Genomic DNA, 22,304 nt, shown 5'->3' on the forward strand with positions numbered 1-22,304 from the left:
TATTCGGATATCACTATGTCATTAACTGGAATTATTGGATCCACTGGTCTTGCATTTGGTCAAGCTGTACACATTATTGAGCAAGATTATAAAGTTGACTTACACCTGCTTCGCAAACATGAAGTCACTGAAGAGCAAGCTCGCTTAAAAGAAGGTGTTCGGCACCTTGTCCAGTTGTTACAAGCAAGTCTTCAACAGCTCAATCCCGAATGCGAAAACTATCAGCTCATTGAGTCCGATATATTATTACTTGACGATCAAGAGCTGCATGCCGAAATGCTTAATAGCATCGAACATCAACGCTATTCGGCAACGCTTGCTGTTCAACGAACCTTTGATACTCACGCCTATGAAATAGAGAGCATTCAAGATCCAATGATTGCCAGTCGTGGGCAAGATATTCGACACTTATCTTCAAGGCTCATCGCTGCAATCAATGGTACATTAAGTTGGAATTTAGATTACCTAACCCAAAGTACCATTATTTTAGCCCACGATATCACCCCTGCTGAATTTGCATTGCTGCCGACGAAATACATCAGTGGCATTGTGTTGGAAACGGGAAGCATAACCAGCCATACTGCGATTCTAGCTAGTGCCGCAGGCATCCCTGCGCTTTTAGATTGCCAGTATCAAAGTTTAAATATCCGCAATGGCCAACCACTAGTTATTGATGCTATTGATGGCATATTGCATCACATGCCAGATGATGAACTTGTTGAAAAACTGCGTCGCAAACAATTAGAGGAAGTGACCAGAACCAATGCTCTGTTAACCATAACAGGTCAAGAAACACAAACCCTTGATGGTCATTCCGTTTCACTTCTTGCTAATGTCGGAAATATCAATGATGTAACAAGAGCCAAGGATATCGGCTCTCTTGGCGTAGGTCTATTCAGAACTGAATTTATGCTTATGCATGACAGTGAATACCCTAACGAGCAAAAGCAATATCAAACATTTTGCGATGCGTTACATATTCTAAATGGTATGCCACTGACCATTCGAACTTTAGATGTTGGTGCGGATAAACCTCTACCTTTCGTGCAAGCTGCACAAGAAGAAAACCCAGCATTAGGAATTCGTGGCTGTCGGTATTCATTGGATCACCCTCAATATCTAAAACCTCAATTGAAAGCCGCCATGAGGGCAACAAATCATGGCTTGGTTAAAATCATGTTCCCTATGGTCAATCAGGTTGAAGAAATTGATCTGATTAAATCTGTTATAGAGGAATGTAAGCAAGAGCTGATAAATAACGATATAGGTTATGGAAATTTCGATTTTGGCATTATGGTTGAAACACCTGCTGCGGTTCTTAATTTGCCGAGTATGCTCCCAGAACTTGATTTCATAAGTATTGGCACCAATGATTTAACGCAATACAGTATGGCGGCAGACCGTAGTAACCTAAGTTTATCAAAATCTTTTCCAGCGCTTTCTCCTGCTATTTTAAAAACCATTGATCTAATCGTTACTCAAGCCAAGCAATACGATGTTAGTGTTTCACTCTGTGGAGAATTAGCCAGTGATCCTAAGGTTGTCCCATTGTTAATCGGTCTTGGCTTAAGCGAACTGAGTGTAAATTTGAATAAATTTTTAGAGATTAAATCCACAATCTGCTCTGGTGACTATAATCAATTCCAAGAGCTTGCTGAAAAAGCGTTGAAGCAGACGAGAATTCAACCACTGCAGCAATTAATTTATGCGCGTACTTGATAGCATTTGAGGGAAAAATGGGCTTTATCAATCAATGTAAACAGTGGTTTGACAAAACACCGCAGCAAACACAAACAGTTGACATCTATTCGCCAGTTTCTGGTGAAATTGTATCTATTGAGCAAGTTCCTGATATTGTATTTGCCGAAAAAATTGTTGGTGATGGCATTGCAATTAAGCCTGTAGGCTCAACAATTCATGCTCCGATTGATGGCAAAATCGGAAAAATCTTCGAAACAAACCATGCATTTAATATCAAATCGGAAAATGGTTTGGAGCTGTTTGTCCATTTCGGTATTGGTACGGTCGAATTACAAGGAAATGGGTTTAGCCGTTTGGCTAAAGAAGGCCAAGAAGTAAAGGCTGGCGAACCTATTTTAACGTTTAATCTTGACTATATTGCAGAACAGGTTGAAAGCACTTTAACACCTGTTGTTCTCGCTAATATGGAAGATGTAAAAAACATCAATAAAAACCTAGGTAAGGTCTCCGCTGGAGAAGACGTAATATTTAGCGTTGATATAGATTAGACCATTATACAATCATCAGAGTTTTCATAAATACATTCAGTTTGTCTCAAGTTTCTATTCGTTAGCATAATGCTTTGTTTTATAGAAGCTCACATGGAAGATTTAAGTAATATACATAAACGAAAACACTCTCTTGATATTGTCAGGGGTGTTCTCATCGTCCTAATGGTACTTGACCATACACGAGACTTTTTTAGTGCAACCTCTTTCTATCCAACTGATTTAACTCACGCTTCTTCTGCTCTATTTCTCACTCGATGGATCACTAACTTTTGCGCACCAGGTTTTGTTTTTATTTCAGGCATCAGTGCATATCAGTTTGAAGGTAAATATGATCGTAACGAGTTGTCCAATTATTTATTGAAAAGAGGTCTTTTTTTACTGCTTCTAGAAGCGACAGTGATTGATTTTATATGGCAAGCAGGCTATTCGATCTATATTTTTCAAGTGATTTCAGCCCTTGGCGCAAGTATGATTATCTTAGCTTTTTTAGTGAAATTACCAAAAGCTCCGACGGCAATCGTTATGGTTACAATTATCGCTTTTCATAATCTGTTACCTGATAAATTATTAATTGAAAAATTAGGTAACTTCAGTTGGGTATGGAACTTAATGCATTTACCTTCGGTACTAGCTAAAGGCACTTCACCGAAATGGTTCTCAACTGTTTACACCCTAATCCCTTACTTTTCAATTATGTATTTAGGCTACATCTTCGGTCATACTTATGATTTCCCAGCACAACAACGAAGAAACTGGCTGTTTTGTTTATCTTTATTGAGTATTACGCTATTTATAGTCTTAAGATTTTTAAAGCTAGGTGACACTTCACTTTGGGTGAATACTCAACATGCTTTTTTATCATTTATCAACCTGACTAAGTACCCTTTATCATTAGATTTTGTATTGTTAACACTACCTTTCTCATGGCTTCTATTAGCCATCATGGACAAAAAAAATGCTAATGAATACTCATTCTTTTCTACAATTGGCAAAGCCTCTTTGTTTGTCTATGTTGCGCATCTGGTTATTTTATTGATTGGATCTTTATTTTGGTCAAAGCTCAGTTTTGGCACTTACATAAATTTTATGGACGCACAGATACAATCAAAAACATTCATTTGGCCGGACACTTATCAAGAAAGCCTTTCTAGGGCTTTTGTCGTGTGGCTGAGTTTATCTACAACGCTCTATTTTATCGCTAAATGGTATTTGAAATTTAAAAAGCAACATCAATACCGGATCTTAAAATACATTTAACTTAAATAAGTTATTGTCTTTTAGACTTCTTGATAGTTACCATACAGCTTTACATTTTTAGAGCGAAGAAAGATGAAAGCAATTACTTTATTTGGCATTTCAAATTGCGATACGGTTAGAAAAGCCCGTAAATGGTTAGCAGAGAATCAGATTGAACACACCTTTCACGACTTTAGAAAAGATGGTCTAAGTAAGACTGAAATCAATCATTGGCTGGAAAGGCAAGGTTGGGAAGCTCTTTTTAACAAAAGAAGTACTAGCTATAGAGCCTTACCTGATGAGGATAAAACTAATATTGATCAAGCAAAAGCCATTGAGTTGATGTTGGAGCACCCTACATTGATAAAAAGACCAGTATTACTAACTGAAAATTCAGTTCAAATTGGATTTAAGGCTGAACAATATCAAGAGTTATTCAACTAATGCCGCATCCTGTCATATCGTTAACACAAGAATTAATACAACGCCCTTCGATTACCCCCCTAGATGAAGGTTGCCAAACATTAATGGCTGAACGTCTTGAAAAGCTGGGGTTTACCATTGAAACCATGGTTTTCGAAGACACCACCAATATGTGGGCGCGACGTGGTACCGATGGCCCCGTTTTTTGCTTCGCTGGTCATACCGATGTGGTGCCGGTAGGAAAAGAATCAGCTTGGGAGCATCCGCCCTTTTCTGCTGAACTTATCGATGGCTATATCCATGGTCGTGGTGCTGCTGATATGAAGGGCTCTTTAGCTGCAATGATCACTGCAACCGAATCATTTATTGCTAATAACCCAAACCATAAAGGCTCTATTGCTTATCTAATTACCAGTGATGAAGAAGGGCCATTTATTAACGGCACAACAAGAGTCATCGACACCCTAGAAGCTCGTAATGAGAAAATCACTTGGGCATTAGTTGGTGAGCCTTCTTCTACAACCGAGTTGGGTGACGTAGTAAAAAATGGTCGTCGTGGTAGCCTTACCGGCAACTTGACTGTTCATGGTATTCAAGGGCACGTTGCCTATCCTCATCTAGCAGAAAACCCTGTTCATACTTCAGCACATGCATTAGCAGAGCTGAGTCATCAAGAATGGGATAACGGTAATGACTTTTTTCCACCTACCAGTTTTCAAATCGCCAACATCAATGGTGGCACTGGTGCGTCTAATGTAATTCCAGGGCATTTAGACGTGATGTTCAATTTCCGTTATTCAACAGAAGTTACCGCAGAGCAACTAATTGAAAGAACTGTAGCGATTTTCGATAAACACCAACTCAAATACGATTTGAACTGGGTCTTTAATGGCTTACCGTTTTTAACGGATAAAGGAAAATTAGTTGAAGCGACCCAAACAGCCATTAAACAAGTCACGGGTCGAGACACTCAATTACTGACTACAGGCGGAACATCTGATGGACGCTTTATTGCCCCAACCGGTGCAGAAGTCATTGAGTTAGGCCCAGTAAATGCCACCATTCACAAAGTGAATGAATGCGTAAAAGCCGATGATCTAATACAATTATCTGATTGCTATGAAGCCATTTTGGAAAATCTTTTATGCTAGAAAACCTTTCTATTAAGCATCCATATCTTTATGGCCTTCAACAAGACCACTTAATTGATGTTGATGGGATATTATTAGAAAGTCAGACGGCAACTGCATTTGTCAACATGGCAAATGCAGCTTCAAATGATGGAATAAACATTTCAATTTGTTCAGGTTTTCGAGACTTTAACCAACAACTTAATATTTGGAATAATAAAGCTTCGGGCAAGCGCCCTGTCTTAGACATCAATTCTCAAGCCATAGATATCGCCAAGCTTTCAGGAGCACAGTTAATGCGAGCCATTCTTCAGTGGTCTGCCCTACCTGGTGCTTCACGCCACCATTGGGGGACTGATATTGATGTTTATGACGTAAATAACGTATCTAAAGCCAACCTCCAATTAATTACTGATGAGTATTCGGAGCATGGTCCCTGTAGCGATTTATACCAGTGGTTGAAACAAAACTCTGCCAAATTTGGTTTTGAGCATCCTTATCAAACAGGGAAAAGTGGCGTGAGTTCAGAGCCTTGGCATATAAGCTATCGCCCTGTATCTGATACTTACCTTAAAGCGTTTGATATAAATGACTTCAATACAGTCATATCTGCAGCAGATATTCATTTGAAGAATGATATTCTTAAACAATTGAACCAATTAGTGGAGAATTACGTATACAGGATCGCATTTTAAATTGGCTAGACCACATAGCCCCTTTATCTTGATATAATCCCTACCAAATCACTCAACTATACAGTGGAACTAGAATGAAATTATTAAAACCACTTTTTGATAATAATCGCCAATGGGCAGAACGAATTAAAGAAGAAGACCCTAGCTTCTTTGAAAAACTTTCTAAACAGCAAACCCCAGAATACTTATGGATTGGTTGTGCTGATAGTCGAGTGCCTTCAAACCAAATCATAGACGTTATGCCGGGTGAAGTATTTGTCCATCGCAACATTGCTAACCAAGTGATCCATACTGACATTAACTGCTTAGCCGTAATTCAATACGCAGTAGAAGTACTAAAAGTGAAACATATTATGGTTGTCGGTCATTATGGTTGTGGTGGCGTGAAAGCCTCTATGCAGAATGAAGATCGTTTTGGACTCATTGATCACTGGTTAGATCAAATCCGTAACGTTTACCGCAAGCACGAAGCAGAACTTGTTGATTTAGACGAAGATGCAAAATTCAATCGCATGTGTGAACTGAATGTTATTGAACAAGTCGCCAATGTTGCTAGCTCGACTATTGTTCAACACGCATGGAAAAATGGTCAAGACGTGGCTGTTCATGGTTGGATATACGGAATCGATAACGGTCTGCTGAATGATCTAGATGTTACTATCGATCGAAAAATGGCTCAATATGAATGATAATTAGCCAGCCTTTATCTAAAGTTTAAAATAGACAAAGACCGAATCTGCGACCAATGTTATGATTGCTCGCAGATTTTTTATTAAAGCTAAAGGCGAAAAAATGAATTTTACCCTGATCATACCTGCACGTTATGGTTCAACTCGCTTTCCCGGTAAGCCACTTGCTTCAATTGCTGGTAAGCCAATGATCCAACATGTATATGAACGTGCCTCTTTAGCGAAAGGGTTAGCCAATATCGTTGTTGCAACGGATGATGAACGCATTCAAGCAGTTGTTGAAGGTTTTGGGGGTAAAGTGGTTATGACCAATCCTGATGCAGCGACAGGTACAGACAGAATTAATGAAGCAATTGCAAAACTTGGCTTACCTGATGATGAAATCATCATCAACTTACAAGGTGATCAGCCTTTAGTTGATCCCATTTCAATCGAGCAATTAATCACATTATTCGAAAAGCACCCCGGTGAGTTTGAAATGGCTACCCTTGCGTACCAAATCACTAACGAAAAAGACATTGATGACCCAATGCAAGTCAAAGTTGTTTTTGATAATCAGCATCATGCTTTGTACTTCTCGCGTTCAAGAATTCCATTTGGTCGTGATACTAATGAGTATCCTGTATTCAAGCATATTGGCATGTACGCCTATACCAGCCGTTTTATTCAGATGTTTGCAAAGTTACCGCATGGAACTTTGGAGCAACTTGAAAAACTCGAACAATTACGTGCATTAGAACATGGGCACAAGATCAAAATTGCCATTAGTGCATTTAATTCTCAGGAAGTGGATACACCAGAAGACGTTAAAAAATGCGAAGCTAGGTTAGCAATAGATTAACTGTTTGTCGGTCACCTGAACTCAGGTGACCTTGATATTCTGTCCCCATATCATTTCTCAAAAAGTTAATGAATCTAAATTAATTTTTAATTTTTTCTATTTCACCTTTTAATGTAAGCCTTTGCTTCTAAAAGGTAATGACTATGGCAGCCCTATCAGCAACTTTATCGAGAATACCAAATAGACTTGCCCCTGCAACGGCAACCGTATTCACTAAGCCAAAATTCAAATACGCTAAAAATGAATATCAGGTCAGATCACAACATTCTCCTCAGCTACCCTTTCATTTAGAACAAAACTCTGACAGAAAAGAAGCTGAAGATGTTCGCTCGTCGAATCAAAACGCAGATACAACGAAACCGTTTCGCTTTGACAGTTTGGTATTAAGTGGTGGCGGAGCAAAAGGCGCTGGCTACGCCGGATTAATTGAAGAACTTGATACAACTAAGCGATTAGAGTCGATAAATGATCTAGTAGGCACCAGCATTGGTGGTATGGTCTTATTTGCACTTTCCCTTGGTGCATCAATAAATACTACTCAGCAGTGGATGGCATCTTCAGGAGCAAAGTTCGATAAAGAAATAATGAATACGCAGTTAGAAACTATTCTGTGGCATGTATGTGAGCCACATTTGCAATTTATTTCTGAATACTTGAAATTTAAAGGAGAGCCTTTACTAGACGATAGTGGCCAAAGATATCACGGCGAAAACGGAAGGCGGTGTATAGCAAATATAAATTTTAGACAACATCAATTACTAGTAGACGCATGTACTAACACCGCAGATACCTCGCTACTCCCACAGAATATGAAATCCCTGACGATCATTGCGAGTATACTTGGTAAATACGAAATTGAATTTTCAGCTGAAAATACGCCGAGTGTACCTATAGTCACTGCTGCTATAGCAAGTTCAAGCATGCCAAAATTAATGCCTCCCGTTGAACTTCCATCTTCTGCTTTCAAATGCTTACCACCTGTTCGTATTCCCAAAACGCTAAAATTATTTGATGGTGGCTTAACAAATAATACTCCTCACATTTATGCAAAAGGACTAAATAAGTTAGTTGTTACGCCTTATTCACCAAAAGTTTTATTACCTGATCAACAACAGTCTAGCTTAGACGTAATTGCAGAAGAGTTAAAGCTAGCAGCCTCGTCATTGGTTCTTGGGTTCAATGCATCGAGAGTAATGAGGTTAAACCGCTTCGATATTCGTCAAGCCACCGTAGATCCAAGTGTCACTTTGTTCTTTTTAAAGGTGAATGTCGGTGTTCAAGATTTCCAAAGAGGGTTAATTAAATTCTGGGAATTATCGAATGATTCTAGATTACAGACCCACGAATTTTTAAAACAACGCCAAGCTTTCAACAGTAGTTCAGACTCAAAAACGCAAACAAAAGAACAACAGCTCCAATCCCAAAGAAAATACACAAATGAGAAATATAGTTTTGCCAGTAAAGAGGTATGGAGATAATTGGTATCAGGTTATTTTTCTGTTACCTTAACCGAAACGTTCAAAACGAAACTGATTATGAGCACTCTTGAAGTTTGGTTAATAATATTATTAGTGGTTGGTGTGATTATGAGTAATCTCGCCGTATTAAAGTACAGTGCAAAATTCAAAATGCCTCAATTTAAAGCGGATTCAGATAAAGATAAAACTCAGGAAAAAGATAACAATACACCAGATAGTTGAGAGCTAACTGGTGTGATATTTATGTGCAATACTATAAAACTAGAGGACGCTTATTTTCAAACAGCAGTTTTGCAGCTAGGGATTGGAATAAAGAAATCACTGAAGATGTCCCCCAATAAAGACCAATCGCAGACGACACATTCAACAAACTGATCAAACAGACTACACTCATCAATGCAATCATTGCATAATTTACACTGTCAGCTGCACTCGGCATAAAATACATTGATAGACCTGTTATAAACGCAACGGCCACACTCAAAAATATATCTGACTTAGAAATATCAGCAATCCAAGCTAATCTGCCCGACAAGGCAATATTACTTAGGCCTTGGAACATCCCAATACCTACAACGGCTTGAACCATCATGTTTAGGACAGTGTTTTTACTCATTAGAGAAACGCCGTTTGATTTATACAATTCCATAAGTTTCTGGGATTGTAAAACAGGATCTTTAGAATATTTTTCCTTTAATACTTCTATTTCAGGCTTTAATTCAGCTAATTTTTGCATATTCGAAAATGTTTGCTTAAGAGATGCAAAAGAAATCGGCATTAAAATAAGGCGTATTACTAGAGTAAACACAATTACAGCTAGGCCGGAAGATAATGTTAATTCTGATTGTAAGGTGTTAATAGCTGACTGAAATAGCCAATCCATGATAATTCCATTTAGTTAAGACATATTATGTCAACTAAGTTAATCGATCATTTGAATAGTGTCAACGGCAAAACTCTAGGGCGTGTTGAACTATCGTGATTATTTTTGCAGCGATAAATTGGTTATCTTATGCAAGGCAGAGTTTGTGAAGTGTGGTTTCTCCACATAAACAAACGATAACGCGGCAGAAGTGACCAATTTACGCTGTCTTGATGCTTTTGAGCACTTCCTGTTCTGTGTTGTGATCAGCTCACTTAGATGACTAAGCTTCACTGCTCACGCCTTGAACAGAAAGGTGCTCAAACAGCACAAAATTCAATCCAGAAAGATCAACGATGAGATGGTCTCCTCCTCTTATCGGCATCACAATGTGCCAGACTTGGAAATAGATTATTCAAGTTAACAGAGTGAGGAGACCACTATGAAGATTACTACAGTAGGCCTGGATTTAGCAAAAAACGTAAGCCACTTTGTTGGTTGTAATCAAGCTGGAAAAATCGTTAAAAAGAAAATGCTTAGTAGGAAAGACATTTTGCCTTTCTTTGCTCAGTTACCCAAATGTTTAGTGGGGTTAGAATCTTGTGCCAGTGCTCATTATTGGGCAAGAGAGATTGAGAAGCTTGGACATATCGTCAAGCAAATCGCACCTCAATTTGTAAAAGCTTATGTTCGTGGCAATAAGAATGATTACAACGATGCTTTAGCCATAGCTGAGGCTGTTGTGCGACCAGAGATGCGATTTATTCGAACTAAAACTCGCACTCAACAAGATATTCAAGCACTTCATGTTATGCGAAAAAAATGTGAACGTGATAGAACAGCGAATACCAATGAAATTAGAGGATTACTCATGGAATACGGCATTGTTATTCCACAAGGTATTCATAACGTTTATAAGAGGTTACCAGAGCTGTTCGATGCAAATGTAGAAAACGGACTCAGCAACTTATTCAAAGAATTACTAAAACAGCATTATAAAAAATTGGAACAGCTACAAGAGCATTTGGATGTTTACACTCAAAAAATCAAAGAGCTTAGCAAAGTAGAAGCCTGTGTAAAATTACAGAGCATTCCAGGTATAGGGCCAATTACAGCTAGTGCGTTTTATCAACATGTGGGTAACGGTAGTGAATTTAAAAATGGGCGCTGCGTCTCAGCTTCACTAGGTTTGGTTCCAAAGCAACATAGTTCTGGTGGCAAAGATAAGCTTCTTGGGATAAGTAAACGGGGTGATGGTTATTTACGAACCTTGTTAATACACGGAGCGAGAGCCGTGATAAGAGCCAATGTGGGTAAAGAGACCAAGTTGGCTCAATGGATAAAGAAATTAGAAAGCACTCGCGGCCGAAATAAAGCTGCTGTTGCGTTAGCGAATAAGATGGCTCGTGTGGGTTGGGCTTTAATGATAAATGACAGTAGTTATCAGGCCGATTACGCAGCCTGATAACAAGAAACAATATTAACTATAATCATTCCAAAGGATTGCTCAATAAAAAGTAACCGATGACAAACAGGTAAGACCGACATATCGAAAACCTGATAGGGCTGATGAGTTCATAACTCGTGTCAACGATAAGGACGATATGTGCGAAGTTCATCAAGGCTCGAAACCCAAGTGTTTCAACAGAGAAGTCGGATATACGAACGCAAACCTATCCCTGTCAAAAACTATTTTTTATGTTGCAATATTGGAGGAGACCATATACACGCCCTAGCCATAAAACCAATAGCAAACACCTATTGCCGCTAATGCGCCTGCTAAATCAGCTATCAGACCGCAGGTAATGGCATGACGACCATTTCGAATACCCACTGATCCGAAATATACCGCTAACACATAAAAGGTTGTCTCTGAACTGCCTTGAATAATGGCCACTAAACGCCCTGCGAATGAATCAACACCATCATGTTGCATGGTTTCAAGCATTAATGCTCGTGCACCGCTGCCGCTAAAAGGCTTCATCAAGGCGGTTGGTAATGCATCAACAAATCTTGTATCGAAACCAAACCAGCTAACAACACTTGCTATTGCTTGAAGTGCGACATCCAACGCACCAGAAGCTCTCAATAGGCCAATGGCTATTAACATGGCAAGAATGTATGGAATTAATTGAATCGCTTGACCAAAGCCTTCTTTGGCACCATCAATAAACTCATCATAAACAGCCACTTTTCGATATCCAGCTACAAGAATAAAACTGAAAATCAAACACAGTAAAATACCATTACCAAGCACAGTTGATATTTCACCTATGGCAGCTGCACTCAATGTAGTCAGATAAGCAACCAGCGCCATCAAGCCACCAATTAATAGCGCCCCGTAACCAAGTATGACGGTATTCAATAATGAAATTCGTTGCGCAATCGCTACCGCAGTTAAACCCGCTAACGTTGAAGCGCTAGTAGCTAATAGAATAGGCAAATATACATCGGCGGGATTGGCGGCACCTTGTTGTGCTCGATATAGAAATACAGTGACTGGAATTAGCGTTACCGATGAGGTATTGAGAACCAAAAATAAGATTTGCGCATTTGAAGCTACGGTTTTTACAGGATTGATGGATTGTAGATCCTGCATGGCTTTTAAACCAAGTGGTGTTGCCGCGTTATCCAACCCAAGAACATTAGCCGTGAGATTCATTGTCACACTGCCAAATGCAGGATGCCCTTTTGGTACTTCAGGCATTAATTTGGCAAGTAAAGGCTCAGTAAACTTGGAGATCAAACGGATCATCCCTGCTTTTTCACCGACACGCATTAGCCCCATCCATAGGGTTAGTACGCCTACTAAACCAATAGCGATATTGGCAGATAACTTTGAGCTATCAAATAATGCTGTCACAGAAGCGCTAATGACTGAAGTATCACCATAAGCAACCTTGCCTATAATGACCACAAAAGCAACAACAAAGAAATACCACCAAATACGGTTTAGCAAATGAACACTCTCTAAAATTCTGGCTGAAATCATTACTCCTGCGAAAACAGGATAATAATATTAAACTTTATCCAGCTGAATCATAATACGTTTTTCAGAAATTGGGTACTTAGTCCCTAACACCTGCGCAAAACAAGACACGCGGTATTCTTCAATCATCCACTTTGCTTCTTCAAGTTCTTGTGGCACCGCTGCAAGCTTTGGTAACTTGGCTAATTTAGCCTCAAGGCTTTTCTCACAATTATTAATCGAATGCATTTGCAAACGGTCACGATTAGGGTCGACAGGTAATTTTTCCAAGCGATTTTCTATAGCTTTCAGATAACGAAGAATATCCGATAACCTTTCCCAGCCCGAAACTTCAACAAATCCTTTAAATACTAAACGATCAAGGTGAGCTTGAATGTCACTCATCGCAAATGCAATATCTAAACTGATTTTACCCTTTAAGCGCTTTTTAATTTTTTGATGAAGGGTCAAAATTTCTTCGGTTTTGAGCGCTATTTTTTCGGCGGTTTCATTAAGTTCTTGTCTTACCCAATCGCGAGCCTTATCAAAGTCATCGGCATTACGAACATCCAATTGCTTTTCATCAAGCAATTGTTGAACTGAAGCAGCAATGATGTCATCAATCAGTATTTGTACTTGTCCGAATGGATTAAAGTACATTGAAAGCTTAGCTTTATTGGGCAACCTTTGCTGCAAGTGTTTCACAGGAGATGGGATATTTAAAAGCAACAGCCTTCTCAAGCCTCTCCGCTGTTGCATTTCAGCTTGATTTTCATTATCAAATAATTTGATAGCAACTGAGTCTTTATTATCGATAAGCGCTGGAAATGCTTTGACTTCAAAACTTCCTTTGTGTTGCTGATATTGCTTTGGCAAATCACCAAAGTTCCACTCAGTAAGCTTATCTTTCTCTATTCCTGAGTCAGCGACTTTGCGAATAGCCTGCTTTACCTTTCCTTGAAGGCTTGCCTGTAACTCAGTGAGTTCACGACCTTGTGCTATCAACTTACCTTTATCACCTTCCACTTTAAAGTTGATGATTAAATGTTTATCAAGTTGGCTAAAGTCAAAGTCGTCTTCGCTGAGTCGTACACCACTCATGCGTAAGAGCTGCTTACTCAAAGCTTCGATAAATGACAACTCAAACGGTTTCATGGCTTCGACACAAGCTTTTGCGTATTCAGGCGCAGGCACAAAGTTACGTCTTAAAGTTTTAGGCAGAGACTTGATTAAAGCTACACACTTCTCATACCGAAGACCGGCCACCAGCCAATCAAAGCCTTGATCTTCAACTTGGTTTAGCAAAGCAATAGGAATGTGAATAGAGACACCATCATCTTCATTTCCAGGCTTGAATTGATAGCTGATAGGCAAAGTTAAGTTACCTTGCTGCCAAGTGTCCGGAAAATCTAATTGCGAAACATGCCCTGCATCACGCTTAAACAACATCTCAGGATCGAAATGCAACAGTTTAGGATCATTGCGCTTGGCTTTATTCCACCATTTGAACAAGGTGGCAGAGCTATAAATATTGTCTGGTAAACGCTCTTGATAAAAATCCACCAGCACTTGTTCATCAACCAGAATGTCTTTACGACGAGATTTATGCTCAAGCGCTTCAACTTCCTCTAATTGTTTACAGTTGTGGAGATAAAAAGGTTCTTTGGTTCGCAGTTCACCTTCAGCAAGTGCGCTACGAATAAAGATCTCACGAGACTCAACAGGATCGATTTTCCCATATTGGACTTTACGCTTATGAACAGTCGTTAGCCCGTAAAGCACTTGGTTTTCAAAAGCGACAACACTGCCCTGCTTAGCTTCAAAATGCGGCTCATTGTAATTACGTTTAATGAGATGGCCTGCCAATGGTTCAATCCACTCTGGATTGATTTTGGCGCAGCTGCGCGCAAACAAGCGTGATGTTTCAGTGAGTTCAGCCGCCATGATCCACTTAGGCCCTTTTTTGGCTAATGGCGAGCCAGGAAACACGAAAAACTTACGGTTTCGAGCACCCAAATATTCATTGTTATTATCTTTAAAACCGATATGACTCAATAAGCCTGAGAGAATTGCTTGGTGAATGTTATCGTAATCAGATTCTTCGCCTTTAAGCTTCCATTTAAGATCATGTACGGCTTGTCTTAATTGTGAGTACAAATCCTGCCATTCGCGAATACGAAGGTAAGCTAAAAAGTCTTGTTTACATTTCTTTCTAAATTGACTGGCTGATAGCTCTTTTTGTTGAGACTGAATGTGTTCCCACAAGTTTAACCAAGCAACAAAATCCGAATCTTTGTCTTTGTACTTGCTATGGGCTTCATCTGCAGCTTGTTGCTTCTCTAATGGACGCTCACGTGGATCTTGGATTGATAAACCTGCTGCGATAACCATCACCTGTTGTAAACAGCCAAGCTTATTCGCTTCAATTACCATTCTTGCCAAACGCGGATCAACAGGGATTTGCGCCAATTGACGGCCAAGCTGAGTCAACTGTAATCCTTTTTTTCCCTTATTTACTGCGGTTAATTCTTCCAGCAATAAGAAGCCGTCTTTAATGTGACGAGATTCTGGTGGTTGAATAAACGGGAAACCTTCAATATCACCAAGTCCAATCGCCAGCATTTGTAAAATAACCGATGCTAAGTTGGTTCTTAGGATTTCTGGATCGGTAAACTCAGGACGACTTAAAAAATCGTCTTCGTCATATAAGCGAATACAAATGCCTGGACCGACACGACCACAGCGACCTTGCCGCTGATTAGCGCTGGCTTGTGAAACTGGCTCAATGGGCAGTCGTTGTACTTTGGTGCGATAGCTATAACGGCTAATACGCGCTGTACCGGGATCAATCACGTATCGAATACCAGGAACGGTTAACGAGGTTTCCGCTACGTTGGTCGCCAATACGATTCGTCTGCCAACATGCGATTTAAAGACTTTGGATTGCTCACCATAAGACAAACGTGCGTAAAGCGGCAGAATTTCTGTATCACGATAATTTTGTTTATTGAGTTGCTCTGCAGTATCACGAATTTCCCGCTCACCATTCATGAAGATCAGAATATCACCTAAGCCTTCGTCCATGAGTTCTTCTACCGCTGAGAAAATACCATCGATAAGATCAAGCGATTGCCCTTCTTCTCTCACTAATGGACGGTATCTGGTTTCAACAGGAAATGTTCTGCCAGAAACTTCAATAACTGGGGCATTGTTAAAGTGTTTTGAGAAACGATCGACATCAATGGTTGCCGAAGTAATGATGACTTTTAAATCTTTACGCTTTTTAAGGATTTCTTTTAGGTAACCCAATATGAAATCGATGTTTAAACTACGTTCATGGGCTTCATCAATAATTAGAGCATCGTACTGATTTAAGTAACGGTCTGATGCCAATTCAGCCAGCAGAATACCGTCGGTCATTAACTTGATATAACTAGAATCTTTAATGGCATCTGCAAAACGAACTTTAAAACCTACGGTTTCACCTAGTGGAGAATTGATTTCCTCTGCAATACGAGTGGCAACCGAACGCGCTGCTAAACGTCTTGGCTGAGTGTGACCAATTAACCCTCGACTTCCCAACCCAAGCTCTAAACAAATCTTTGGAAGCTGTGTGGTTTTACCTGAACCGGTTTCACCAGCAACAATGACCACTTGGTTTTCAGCAATGGCTTTAGCAATTTCATCTTTCTTTTGTGAAACTGGTAGCGCTTCAGGATAGGTTACTTCTGGACGCTGTTGGAATCGGAATTCTGCCTTTTCTTTTGCATCGAGTGCTTTTTGTTTTAGCGCCTCTAATTCTTGATCTTTTTCAGTTGAGTTAGCTTGCTTATTTAAACGAAACAAACGCCGACGGATTTTTGCCGTATCTTGAAGAAATCCTTGATTCAAAAAAGCATGGGAAAGAGGGTTAACCGTCGAAGTCACTTTGAAAACCTACATCGAAAAAGAAAGTGCTAGATCCTATCAGTATCCTGATAGTTTTAATAGTTTTGCTTGCGTGAAGAACGATTCCTTACCACAATGAATCTAATGCCTATTTACTATTAAAAACCAAATAGAAATCATTGAAAAAATACACGACTCCTATTTCAATAATTCTGCTTTTTCTGGTGGCTTTCCCCACTTTGGGAAAAGGCAATGATTTTATTGACGTTGAAATATCAGGTGTAAATAGCTCACTGACAAAAAACATTGAAGCACATCTTGGTCCTCTACCAACCTCGAAGACATTACGCCGAGCATATATTTTTAATGCCGAAAGCAAAATACGTGAAGCCATGGAATCTCGTGGTTATTATCATTCACAAATAAAAACAGACATAAAAAAAGGAATATGGAAATTTCATGTTCAAGTTGCAGAGGGTAAACCTACTCTAATATCCAATTTAGATATCCACGTTACCGGAGAGATGCAACGAGATCCTGATTACCTACTTTGGCGTTCGAAAATACAATTAAAAACCAATCAACAACTCAACCACGGAACTTACGAAGACGTAAAATCTAGCTTAGCAAGTCTTGCATTAGACAACGGCTATTTTGATGCGACCTATACCAAGTCCCAAATATTAGTTGATCGCAAAGCCAATACTGCCAGCATCAGTTTGTATCTAGACTCAGGAACACGTTATTACTTTGGTGATATCAAGTTTACAGGGCAAACTTTAACTGATGAGGTTATGCAGAAGCTGATCCCTTTCCCTAAAAATACACCTTATTCCAGTCATTGGTTATCCGAATTTAACAAAGAATTGAGTACTACTGGATATTTTTCCAGTATCAAGGTGTTACCGCAACTGCATCATGCTAAAGATTATAAAGTACCATTAAAAGTTGAGCTCTCTAATAAAGATAAAAACATCATTGAACTTGGTTTAGGTGCAGACATAGGAACATCTAGTGAACGCGATATCGATCCTAGAATCCGTGTTTCATGGGGAATGCCACAAATTAATAAGTACGGACACTCTCAATTCACTACTACCGAATGGTCACCTGAGCGTCCTAAGTTTTTAACAACCTATATGATCCCCTTAACTCACCCTATTAACGACCAACTGCAACTGCAGGTTGGTTTGCAGCAGGACAAATATGGCGTTGTTCAAGACTTTGATAAAGATGAGAAACGCTTTAGAACAAAAAATAAATTGGAAGCAACACAGTATTTATTTGGTGTGGGACGTCAGCGTAAATTTAAGAGCCTTTGGGTTTTAAATTATTCGGTTCAGACCCTTGCCAGTAAATACACCCAACAAAACATAAACTACAAGCCAAGGTATCTCCTTTTCAATCTTGCTTGGTCAAAAACGGTCAAAGACGAAATTACTCCCCTAGATCCAGAGTTCGGATTTAGACAGTCATACAGTATTGAACATGCAAATACAGCATTAGGTTCAACAATCAGCCTTACTCGCATACAAGCTCAGTTCAAGTGGATATTCACGCCTTGGGATAGACATAGGTTTGTATCAAGAGTCGATTTAGGGGTTAACATTGCTAAAAGCGCAGACCTGCCCAAAATTGCCCCTTCTCTTCGCTACTTTGCTGGTGGAGATCAAAGTATCAGAGGCTATGGATATCAGGAGTTAGGTCCCTATATTGACTACACCGATTCTACTGGTCTTCATAGACAAGTCATAGGCGGACGATACTTGGCAGTAGCAAGCACAGAATACCAATACTATGTCACTCCAACTTGGCGTGTTGCCACCTTTGTTGATGCAGGTAATGCCTTAGATACCAGCCAATTAAAGCCTATTATTTCTACTGGTGCAGGATTACACTGGATTTCTCCTATCGGTCCAATACGCCTTGACCTCGCAACCGGTCTCAACAAAACCAATACCGTTGCCCGCTCTTGGCGAATTCACCTTACCATGGGGGCAGAGTTATGAACTGGAAATACGTTCGACACTTCTTCCGTGGTTTAATTTATATCCCTACAGCATTATTCGTCATCATCGCTTTATTGGTAGGTACACCTTTAGGTAGCCAGATTACGATTACCGCATTGAACGGCCTACTCCCTCAATTGAAGGTTAGTTATCAAAGTGGAACCCTAAACAAAACGATTCATATCAAGAAGTTTTCTTGGATTGACAATGGTGTCTCAGTGACTGCTGACGATATTCTGCTAACTTGGCGTCCTCACTGTTTTTTACAAAAACAACTATGTGTTAATGATATAAAAGCAACTAACACAAGAGTTAAGATTGTTACATCCACTGCAACCAGTTCAAAGTCACCAGAAATAAAGAACAAACCCAACGCCAATTCTGATGTTTTTTTACTGCCTTTTGGGATCATTGCCAAGCATGCAGAGTTTAACGACATCCTTGTAGACGTTGATAACCAAAAATATGCCAGTAAAAACTTGGACTTTTCTGCTCAATGGCTAGAGTCAGGAATGATCATTACTAAATTAAACTCCAATCAATTCTCAATGTCTGGTGTCTGGGGGGCTGAGAAAAGTACTGAAGTTAATACAAATAACAATAGCGCTAAAGATTCTGAACCGATAACACTTCCTAGTGTTGAGTTGCCATTCCAACTCACCGTCCATCACTCCAATTTAATTAACTCTCAATTGGAGCTTGATGGTAAACCTATAAATTTTAAACGTATTAATATTGACGGTTTTTGGCGAGGTAAACAATTAACTCTCAAACAACTGCAACTATCTCATAACAAGATTACAGCCGCCTTATCTGGAAATTTGAAGTTTACTGATAATTACCCTCTTACCCTCAGTGTAAATGCTAAACTTGATAACCGATCAGGAGAGCTTTCTTCACCTTTACCTTGGCTGACTTATCTGAAAGATATTCATCAGCAATTCCTACAAGCCAAGCTATCAAAAAATTTATCATCACTAAACTATTCACTGAAGTTAAGTGGCGATATAAACAGCCAAGCTGCAGGAGAAGTAAACCTTTTGCAGGAAAACCTGCCTTTTAAAACAGACATTAAAAAATTACAGGGCAGATGGAAAACCGCACAAGGATTAATTTACGCAGATCAAACGACCATCACAGCCAATGGCAGCATTAATTCGGTTAATTTAGTAGCTAAAGGACAATTTAAGACGCCTTTTATTCCGCAAATTAACCTCGATGTTAATGGCCATATCTCTCGTGATGATGCTAATTTTGAGCATTTAATCGTTAAGTCGAGCTCAGGTAATATTGAAGCCAAGGGCAAAATTTCATGGAACAATCAATATGTTTGGGATTTAGATGGAAATTTTGCTCACTTTCAACTGCAAAACTTTGGTAAAAGATTCAGCAATAAAATACCTCAAATTGCTTTAAACGGAATGCTTGTGTCCAATGGAAAGTTTCAGCACAGTAATTGGTATATTAAAGTCAAAGATAGTGACCTTGCAGGCTCATATAACAATTCCCCTTTTAATATAAAAGGAAGTGTGGATTTTAATTCTTCCTATCAATTGAGAAGTCAGGGATTAAGTGCGGAGTTTTTGGGAAACAAATTACAACTTACTAAAAAAAGTAATGACAAGCTTGAAGGGTTACTAGAGGTACAACAGTTATCAACTCTAATTCCAGATCTAAAAGGCTCTATAAATACTCAATTCACAACCTCTCTTAACCAGCAACCTAAGTTTGATTTTGATTTACAAGGTCAGAATATTGAATATCAAGACTATCAACTAGAGTCCATTAAAAGTAGTGGCAGTTACTTTCCTCTTAAAAACCACTTCACTGATAGTTTGACTCAATTAACCAATCTCAGCATATTCAAACATAAACTACGGCTGATTCAGATCAAGACACAAGCCGATCTCAACAGGCAATCATCTGATATCACAATACATAGCGCACTTAATGCCCGTTTAAAAATAGATTCTCACACAACCGACACTGGCTGGGCTTTTACTTTACCTACACTTGATATCTTTACCGCTAAGACCATGTGGCAATTGAACAAACCTATCTCAGCAAGCTGGAACAGTAAGCGTAATCAAGCCAGTATAAGTGCCTTTTGTTTACTTAAGAATGGGGAAGGATTATGTTTGAATGATGAAGCAATCATAGGTAAATCTGGTCATGCCCAAATTAGCTATAACGGTGGTATAAAAGAAATTACTAAGCCCTATCTACCTAAACATATTGAATTAGAAGGCAATGCTCACCTAAATTCAACAATTGAATGGAAGCAAGACCAAAAACCCACCGGTAACTTTAACCTAGACCTTCCCTCAGGGAAAATACGCATCTATCCCCACAAAGATGTTCCAAGAGAATTTGGTTACCAATCTTTTTCCCTAACAGGTAATTTGAATAAACAATGGCTAAAACTGGCATCAAGTTTAAAAGCTAAAAATTTAGCTCACTTAGATGCAAAGCTAAACATTGGAGTTCAACCCGAGCATAATTTAAACGGTCTACTCGACATTAATAACATCGAACTCGCACCCATTGCTGAGTTCATACCTTTATTCCAAAAATTCGACGGTAAACTCACCAGTAAGATTAAAGTATCTGGCACACTTAAAGACCCTTTGTTTGATGGTGAGGCTGAGGTAAAAGATACTGAAATCGCTTTATTAGAAAACCCAACAAAAATTCATGGCTTAAATGCAAAACTCTTAGTAAAGAATAGAAAGGTTAACATATTTAGCAATTGGAATATGGATGAGGGAACGGCTTCACTTAATGGCATCTTAGATTGGCAAGATCAAAAACTAAAAGGAAAACTCGCACTTAAAGGAAAAAATCTCAGTGTCATCAAACCTCCATTAGCTGTTTTAACCGTAAACCCAGACATAAAAATTGATATTGATGGTAAACAAGTTGCCTTTTCAGGGAAAGTTGATGTTCCTGATGGTGCCATTACTATTGCCCCCTTACCTAAAGAAGGCACACCATTATCGGACGATGTTGTATTCGTGAACCAAAAGAAAAAAAGCCTCAGTTCGAACTTTTTACAACTTACCACTAACCTAGATGTCAATGTCAGTGACAAAGTAGAAATTAAAGGAATGGGACTGTCTGCCAATTTAGGTGGCAAAATAAGCTTACGTCAGAAACAGCAAGAAAAACCGTTATTATTTGGTTCAATCAAAGTCTTGAATGGTAGCTATCGCTTTTTAGGACAAACTCTAAATATTACTGATGGAAATCTAGAATTTGTTGGGCCTGCGGATAATCCTAATATCTATATTGTTGCAGTAAAAAACATTCAAGATGAAGATCTTACTGTTGGTGTAAAAATGACGGGGCAAGCAAGAAAGCCAACAGTAACGCTATTCTCTAGTCCTGTTAAAGAGCAAGCCGAAATCGTGTCATATTTATTTCAAGGACACAGTTTCTTTAACGATACTACCGATAACTCTAACGATGCGCTCCTACTAAGTGCAGCTCTTACTATAGGTTCACACACTGGCAATAACCCTATCAGTGCTATTGGGAATTCTGCTGAAAGTGTTTTAAATAAACTTGGAATAAAAAACGTGCAACTCAACGCCAACGATCAAGGTAAGGTTGCTGTAAGTGGCAATATTGGTGACAGATTATTGGTTAAGTATGGCTATGGTGTATTCAACCCTGGTTATGAGCTAAGTTTACGCTTTTATCTACTATCACAGCTTTATTTAGAAACCGTATCCAGCGCTGTCGGCCAATCACTTGATATCTATTACCGATTTAGTTTTAACTAACACTTTCAAAACTAAAGTAATAAATACAAAAAAAGCGCCCTAAGGCGC

15 protein-coding genes and 1 pseudogene are annotated in these 22,304 nt (G+C 39.1%); 13 read left to right on the plus strand and 3 right to left on the minus strand.

The window, feature by feature from the left end:
* Positions 1-15: 15 nt before the first annotated feature.
* The 10 genes and pseudogenes from ptsP to E2H97_RS18995 all read left to right on the plus strand — a co-directional run.
* Complete coding sequence (gene ptsP, locus E2H97_RS09650; protein WP_133406941.1) at positions 16-1,719, plus strand: phosphoenolpyruvate--protein phosphotransferase; 1,704 nt, start codon at positions 16-18, stop codon at positions 1,717-1,719.
* 17 nt (positions 1,720-1,736) lie between these two features.
* Complete coding sequence (crr, locus tag E2H97_RS09655) at positions 1,737-2,249, plus strand: PTS glucose transporter subunit IIA (RefSeq protein WP_133406942.1); 513 nt, start codon at positions 1,737-1,739, stop codon at positions 2,247-2,249.
* 93 nt (positions 2,250-2,342) lie between these two features.
* Positions 2,343-3,509 (plus strand): acetyltransferase domain-containing protein, encoded by a 1,167-nt coding sequence (locus E2H97_RS09660; RefSeq protein ID WP_170308276.1) that lies wholly within the window; start codon positions 2,343-2,345, stop codon positions 3,507-3,509.
* Between the two features lie 81 nt (positions 3,510-3,590).
* A complete protein-coding gene (locus E2H97_RS09665) occupies positions 3,591-3,932 on the plus strand; it encodes an ArsC family reductase (protein ID WP_484237560.1) in 342 nt (113 codons plus the stop codon).
* Complete coding sequence (gene dapE / locus E2H97_RS09670; RefSeq protein ID WP_133406945.1) at positions 3,932-5,062, plus strand: succinyl-diaminopimelate desuccinylase; 1,131 nt, start codon at positions 3,932-3,934, stop codon at positions 5,060-5,062. Before E2H97_RS09665 ends, dapE begins: the two co-directional genes overlap by 1 nt.
* On the plus strand, positions 5,056-5,736 hold the full coding sequence (locus tag E2H97_RS09675; RefSeq protein WP_133406946.1) for a M15 family metallopeptidase: 681 nt from the start codon (positions 5,056-5,058) through the stop codon (positions 5,734-5,736). Before dapE ends, E2H97_RS09675 begins: the two co-directional genes overlap by 7 nt.
* A 74-nt stretch (positions 5,737-5,810) precedes the next feature.
* A complete protein-coding gene (can, locus tag E2H97_RS09680; protein ID WP_133406947.1) occupies positions 5,811-6,425 on the plus strand; it encodes a carbonate dehydratase in 615 nt (204 codons plus the stop codon).
* 103 nt (positions 6,426-6,528) lie between these two features.
* Entirely contained in the window at positions 6,529-7,266 is a 738-nt protein-coding gene (kdsB, locus tag E2H97_RS09685) for a 3-deoxy-manno-octulosonate cytidylyltransferase (RefSeq protein WP_133406948.1), read from the plus strand.
* Positions 7,267-7,409: 143 nt separating this feature from the next.
* Complete coding sequence (locus E2H97_RS09690; protein ID WP_170308277.1) at positions 7,410-8,744, plus strand: patatin-like phospholipase family protein; 1,335 nt, start codon at positions 7,410-7,412, stop codon at positions 8,742-8,744.
* A 57-nt stretch (positions 8,745-8,801) separates the two neighbouring features.
* A pseudogene (locus tag E2H97_RS18995) lies at positions 8,802-8,954 on the plus strand (DUF2897 family protein); the annotation flags it as partial.
* A gap of 43 nt (positions 8,955-8,997) precedes the next feature.
* On the opposite strand, the gene E2H97_RS09700 reads toward E2H97_RS18995, so the two are convergent.
* Entirely contained in the window at positions 8,998-9,627 is a 630-nt protein-coding gene (locus tag E2H97_RS09700) for a YidC/Oxa1 family membrane protein insertase (protein WP_133406951.1), read from the minus strand.
* 421 nt (positions 9,628-10,048) lie between these two features.
* Here E2H97_RS09700 and E2H97_RS09705 point away from each other — a divergent pair, with 421 nt between their 5' ends.
* The gene (locus tag E2H97_RS09705) at positions 10,049-11,071 is read left to right on the plus strand and encodes an IS110 family RNA-guided transposase (RefSeq protein WP_133405709.1); all 1,023 of its coding nucleotides are present in this window, start codon (positions 10,049-10,051) and stop codon (positions 11,069-11,071) included.
* Between the two features lie 267 nt (positions 11,072-11,338).
* Here E2H97_RS09705 and E2H97_RS09710 read toward each other — a convergent pair whose 3' ends face one another.
* Positions 11,339-12,565: a nucleoside recognition domain-containing protein gene (locus tag E2H97_RS09710; protein WP_133408613.1), complete on the minus strand. Its 1,227-nt coding sequence runs from the start codon at positions 12,563-12,565 to the stop codon at positions 11,339-11,341.
* 60 nt (positions 12,566-12,625) lie between these two features.
* Positions 12,626-16,501: an ATP-dependent RNA helicase HrpA gene (gene hrpA / locus E2H97_RS09715; protein WP_133406952.1), complete on the minus strand. Its 3,876-nt coding sequence runs from the start codon at positions 16,499-16,501 to the stop codon at positions 12,626-12,628.
* 185 nt (positions 16,502-16,686) lie between these two features.
* On the opposite strand from hrpA, the gene E2H97_RS09720 reads away from it, so the two are divergent.
* Entirely contained in the window at positions 16,687-18,471 is a 1,785-nt protein-coding gene (locus E2H97_RS09720; protein WP_246028986.1) for an autotransporter assembly complex protein TamA, read from the plus strand.
* Positions 18,468-22,256, plus strand: coding sequence for a translocation/assembly module TamB domain-containing protein (locus E2H97_RS09725; protein ID WP_133406953.1), 3,789 nt, complete (start codon positions 18,468-18,470; stop codon positions 22,254-22,256). Before E2H97_RS09720 ends, E2H97_RS09725 begins: the two co-directional genes overlap by 4 nt.
* Positions 22,257-22,304: the final 48 nt, after the last annotated feature.

The sequence above is a fragment of the Parashewanella tropica genome (genome assembly GCF_004358445.1).
In the GTDB taxonomy this organism is placed as follows: Bacteria; Pseudomonadota; Gammaproteobacteria; order Enterobacterales; family Shewanellaceae; genus Parashewanella; species Parashewanella tropica.

Bases quoted from the DNA above. Each gene is read 5' to 3' on its own strand.
- ptsP (WP_133406941.1), top strand. From the start codon at position 16: ATGTCATTAACTGGAATTATTGGATCCACTGGTCTTGCATTTGGTCAA.
- crr (WP_133406942.1), top strand. From the start codon at position 1,737: ATGGGCTTTATCAATCAATGTAAACAGTGGTTTGACAAAACACCGCAG.
- E2H97_RS09660 (WP_170308276.1), top strand. From the start codon at position 2,343: ATGGAAGATTTAAGTAATATACATAAACGAAAACACTCTCTTGATATT.
- dapE (WP_133406945.1), top strand. From the start codon at position 3,932: ATGCCGCATCCTGTCATATCGTTAACACAAGAATTAATACAACGCCCT.
- E2H97_RS09675 (WP_133406946.1), top strand. From the start codon at position 5,056: ATGCTAGAAAACCTTTCTATTAAGCATCCATATCTTTATGGCCTTCAA.
- can (WP_133406947.1), top strand. From the start codon at position 5,811: ATGAAATTATTAAAACCACTTTTTGATAATAATCGCCAATGGGCAGAA.
- kdsB (WP_133406948.1), top strand. From the start codon at position 6,529: ATGAATTTTACCCTGATCATACCTGCACGTTATGGTTCAACTCGCTTT.
- E2H97_RS09690 (WP_170308277.1), top strand. From the start codon at position 7,410: ATGGCAGCCCTATCAGCAACTTTATCGAGAATACCAAATAGACTTGCC.
- E2H97_RS09700 (WP_133406951.1), bottom strand. From the start codon at position 9,627: ATGGATTGGCTATTTCAGTCAGCTATTAACACCTTACAATCAGAATTA.
- E2H97_RS09705 (WP_133405709.1), top strand. From the start codon at position 10,049: ATGAAGATTACTACAGTAGGCCTGGATTTAGCAAAAAACGTAAGCCAC.
- E2H97_RS09725 (WP_133406953.1), top strand. From the start codon at position 18,468: ATGAACTGGAAATACGTTCGACACTTCTTCCGTGGTTTAATTTATATC.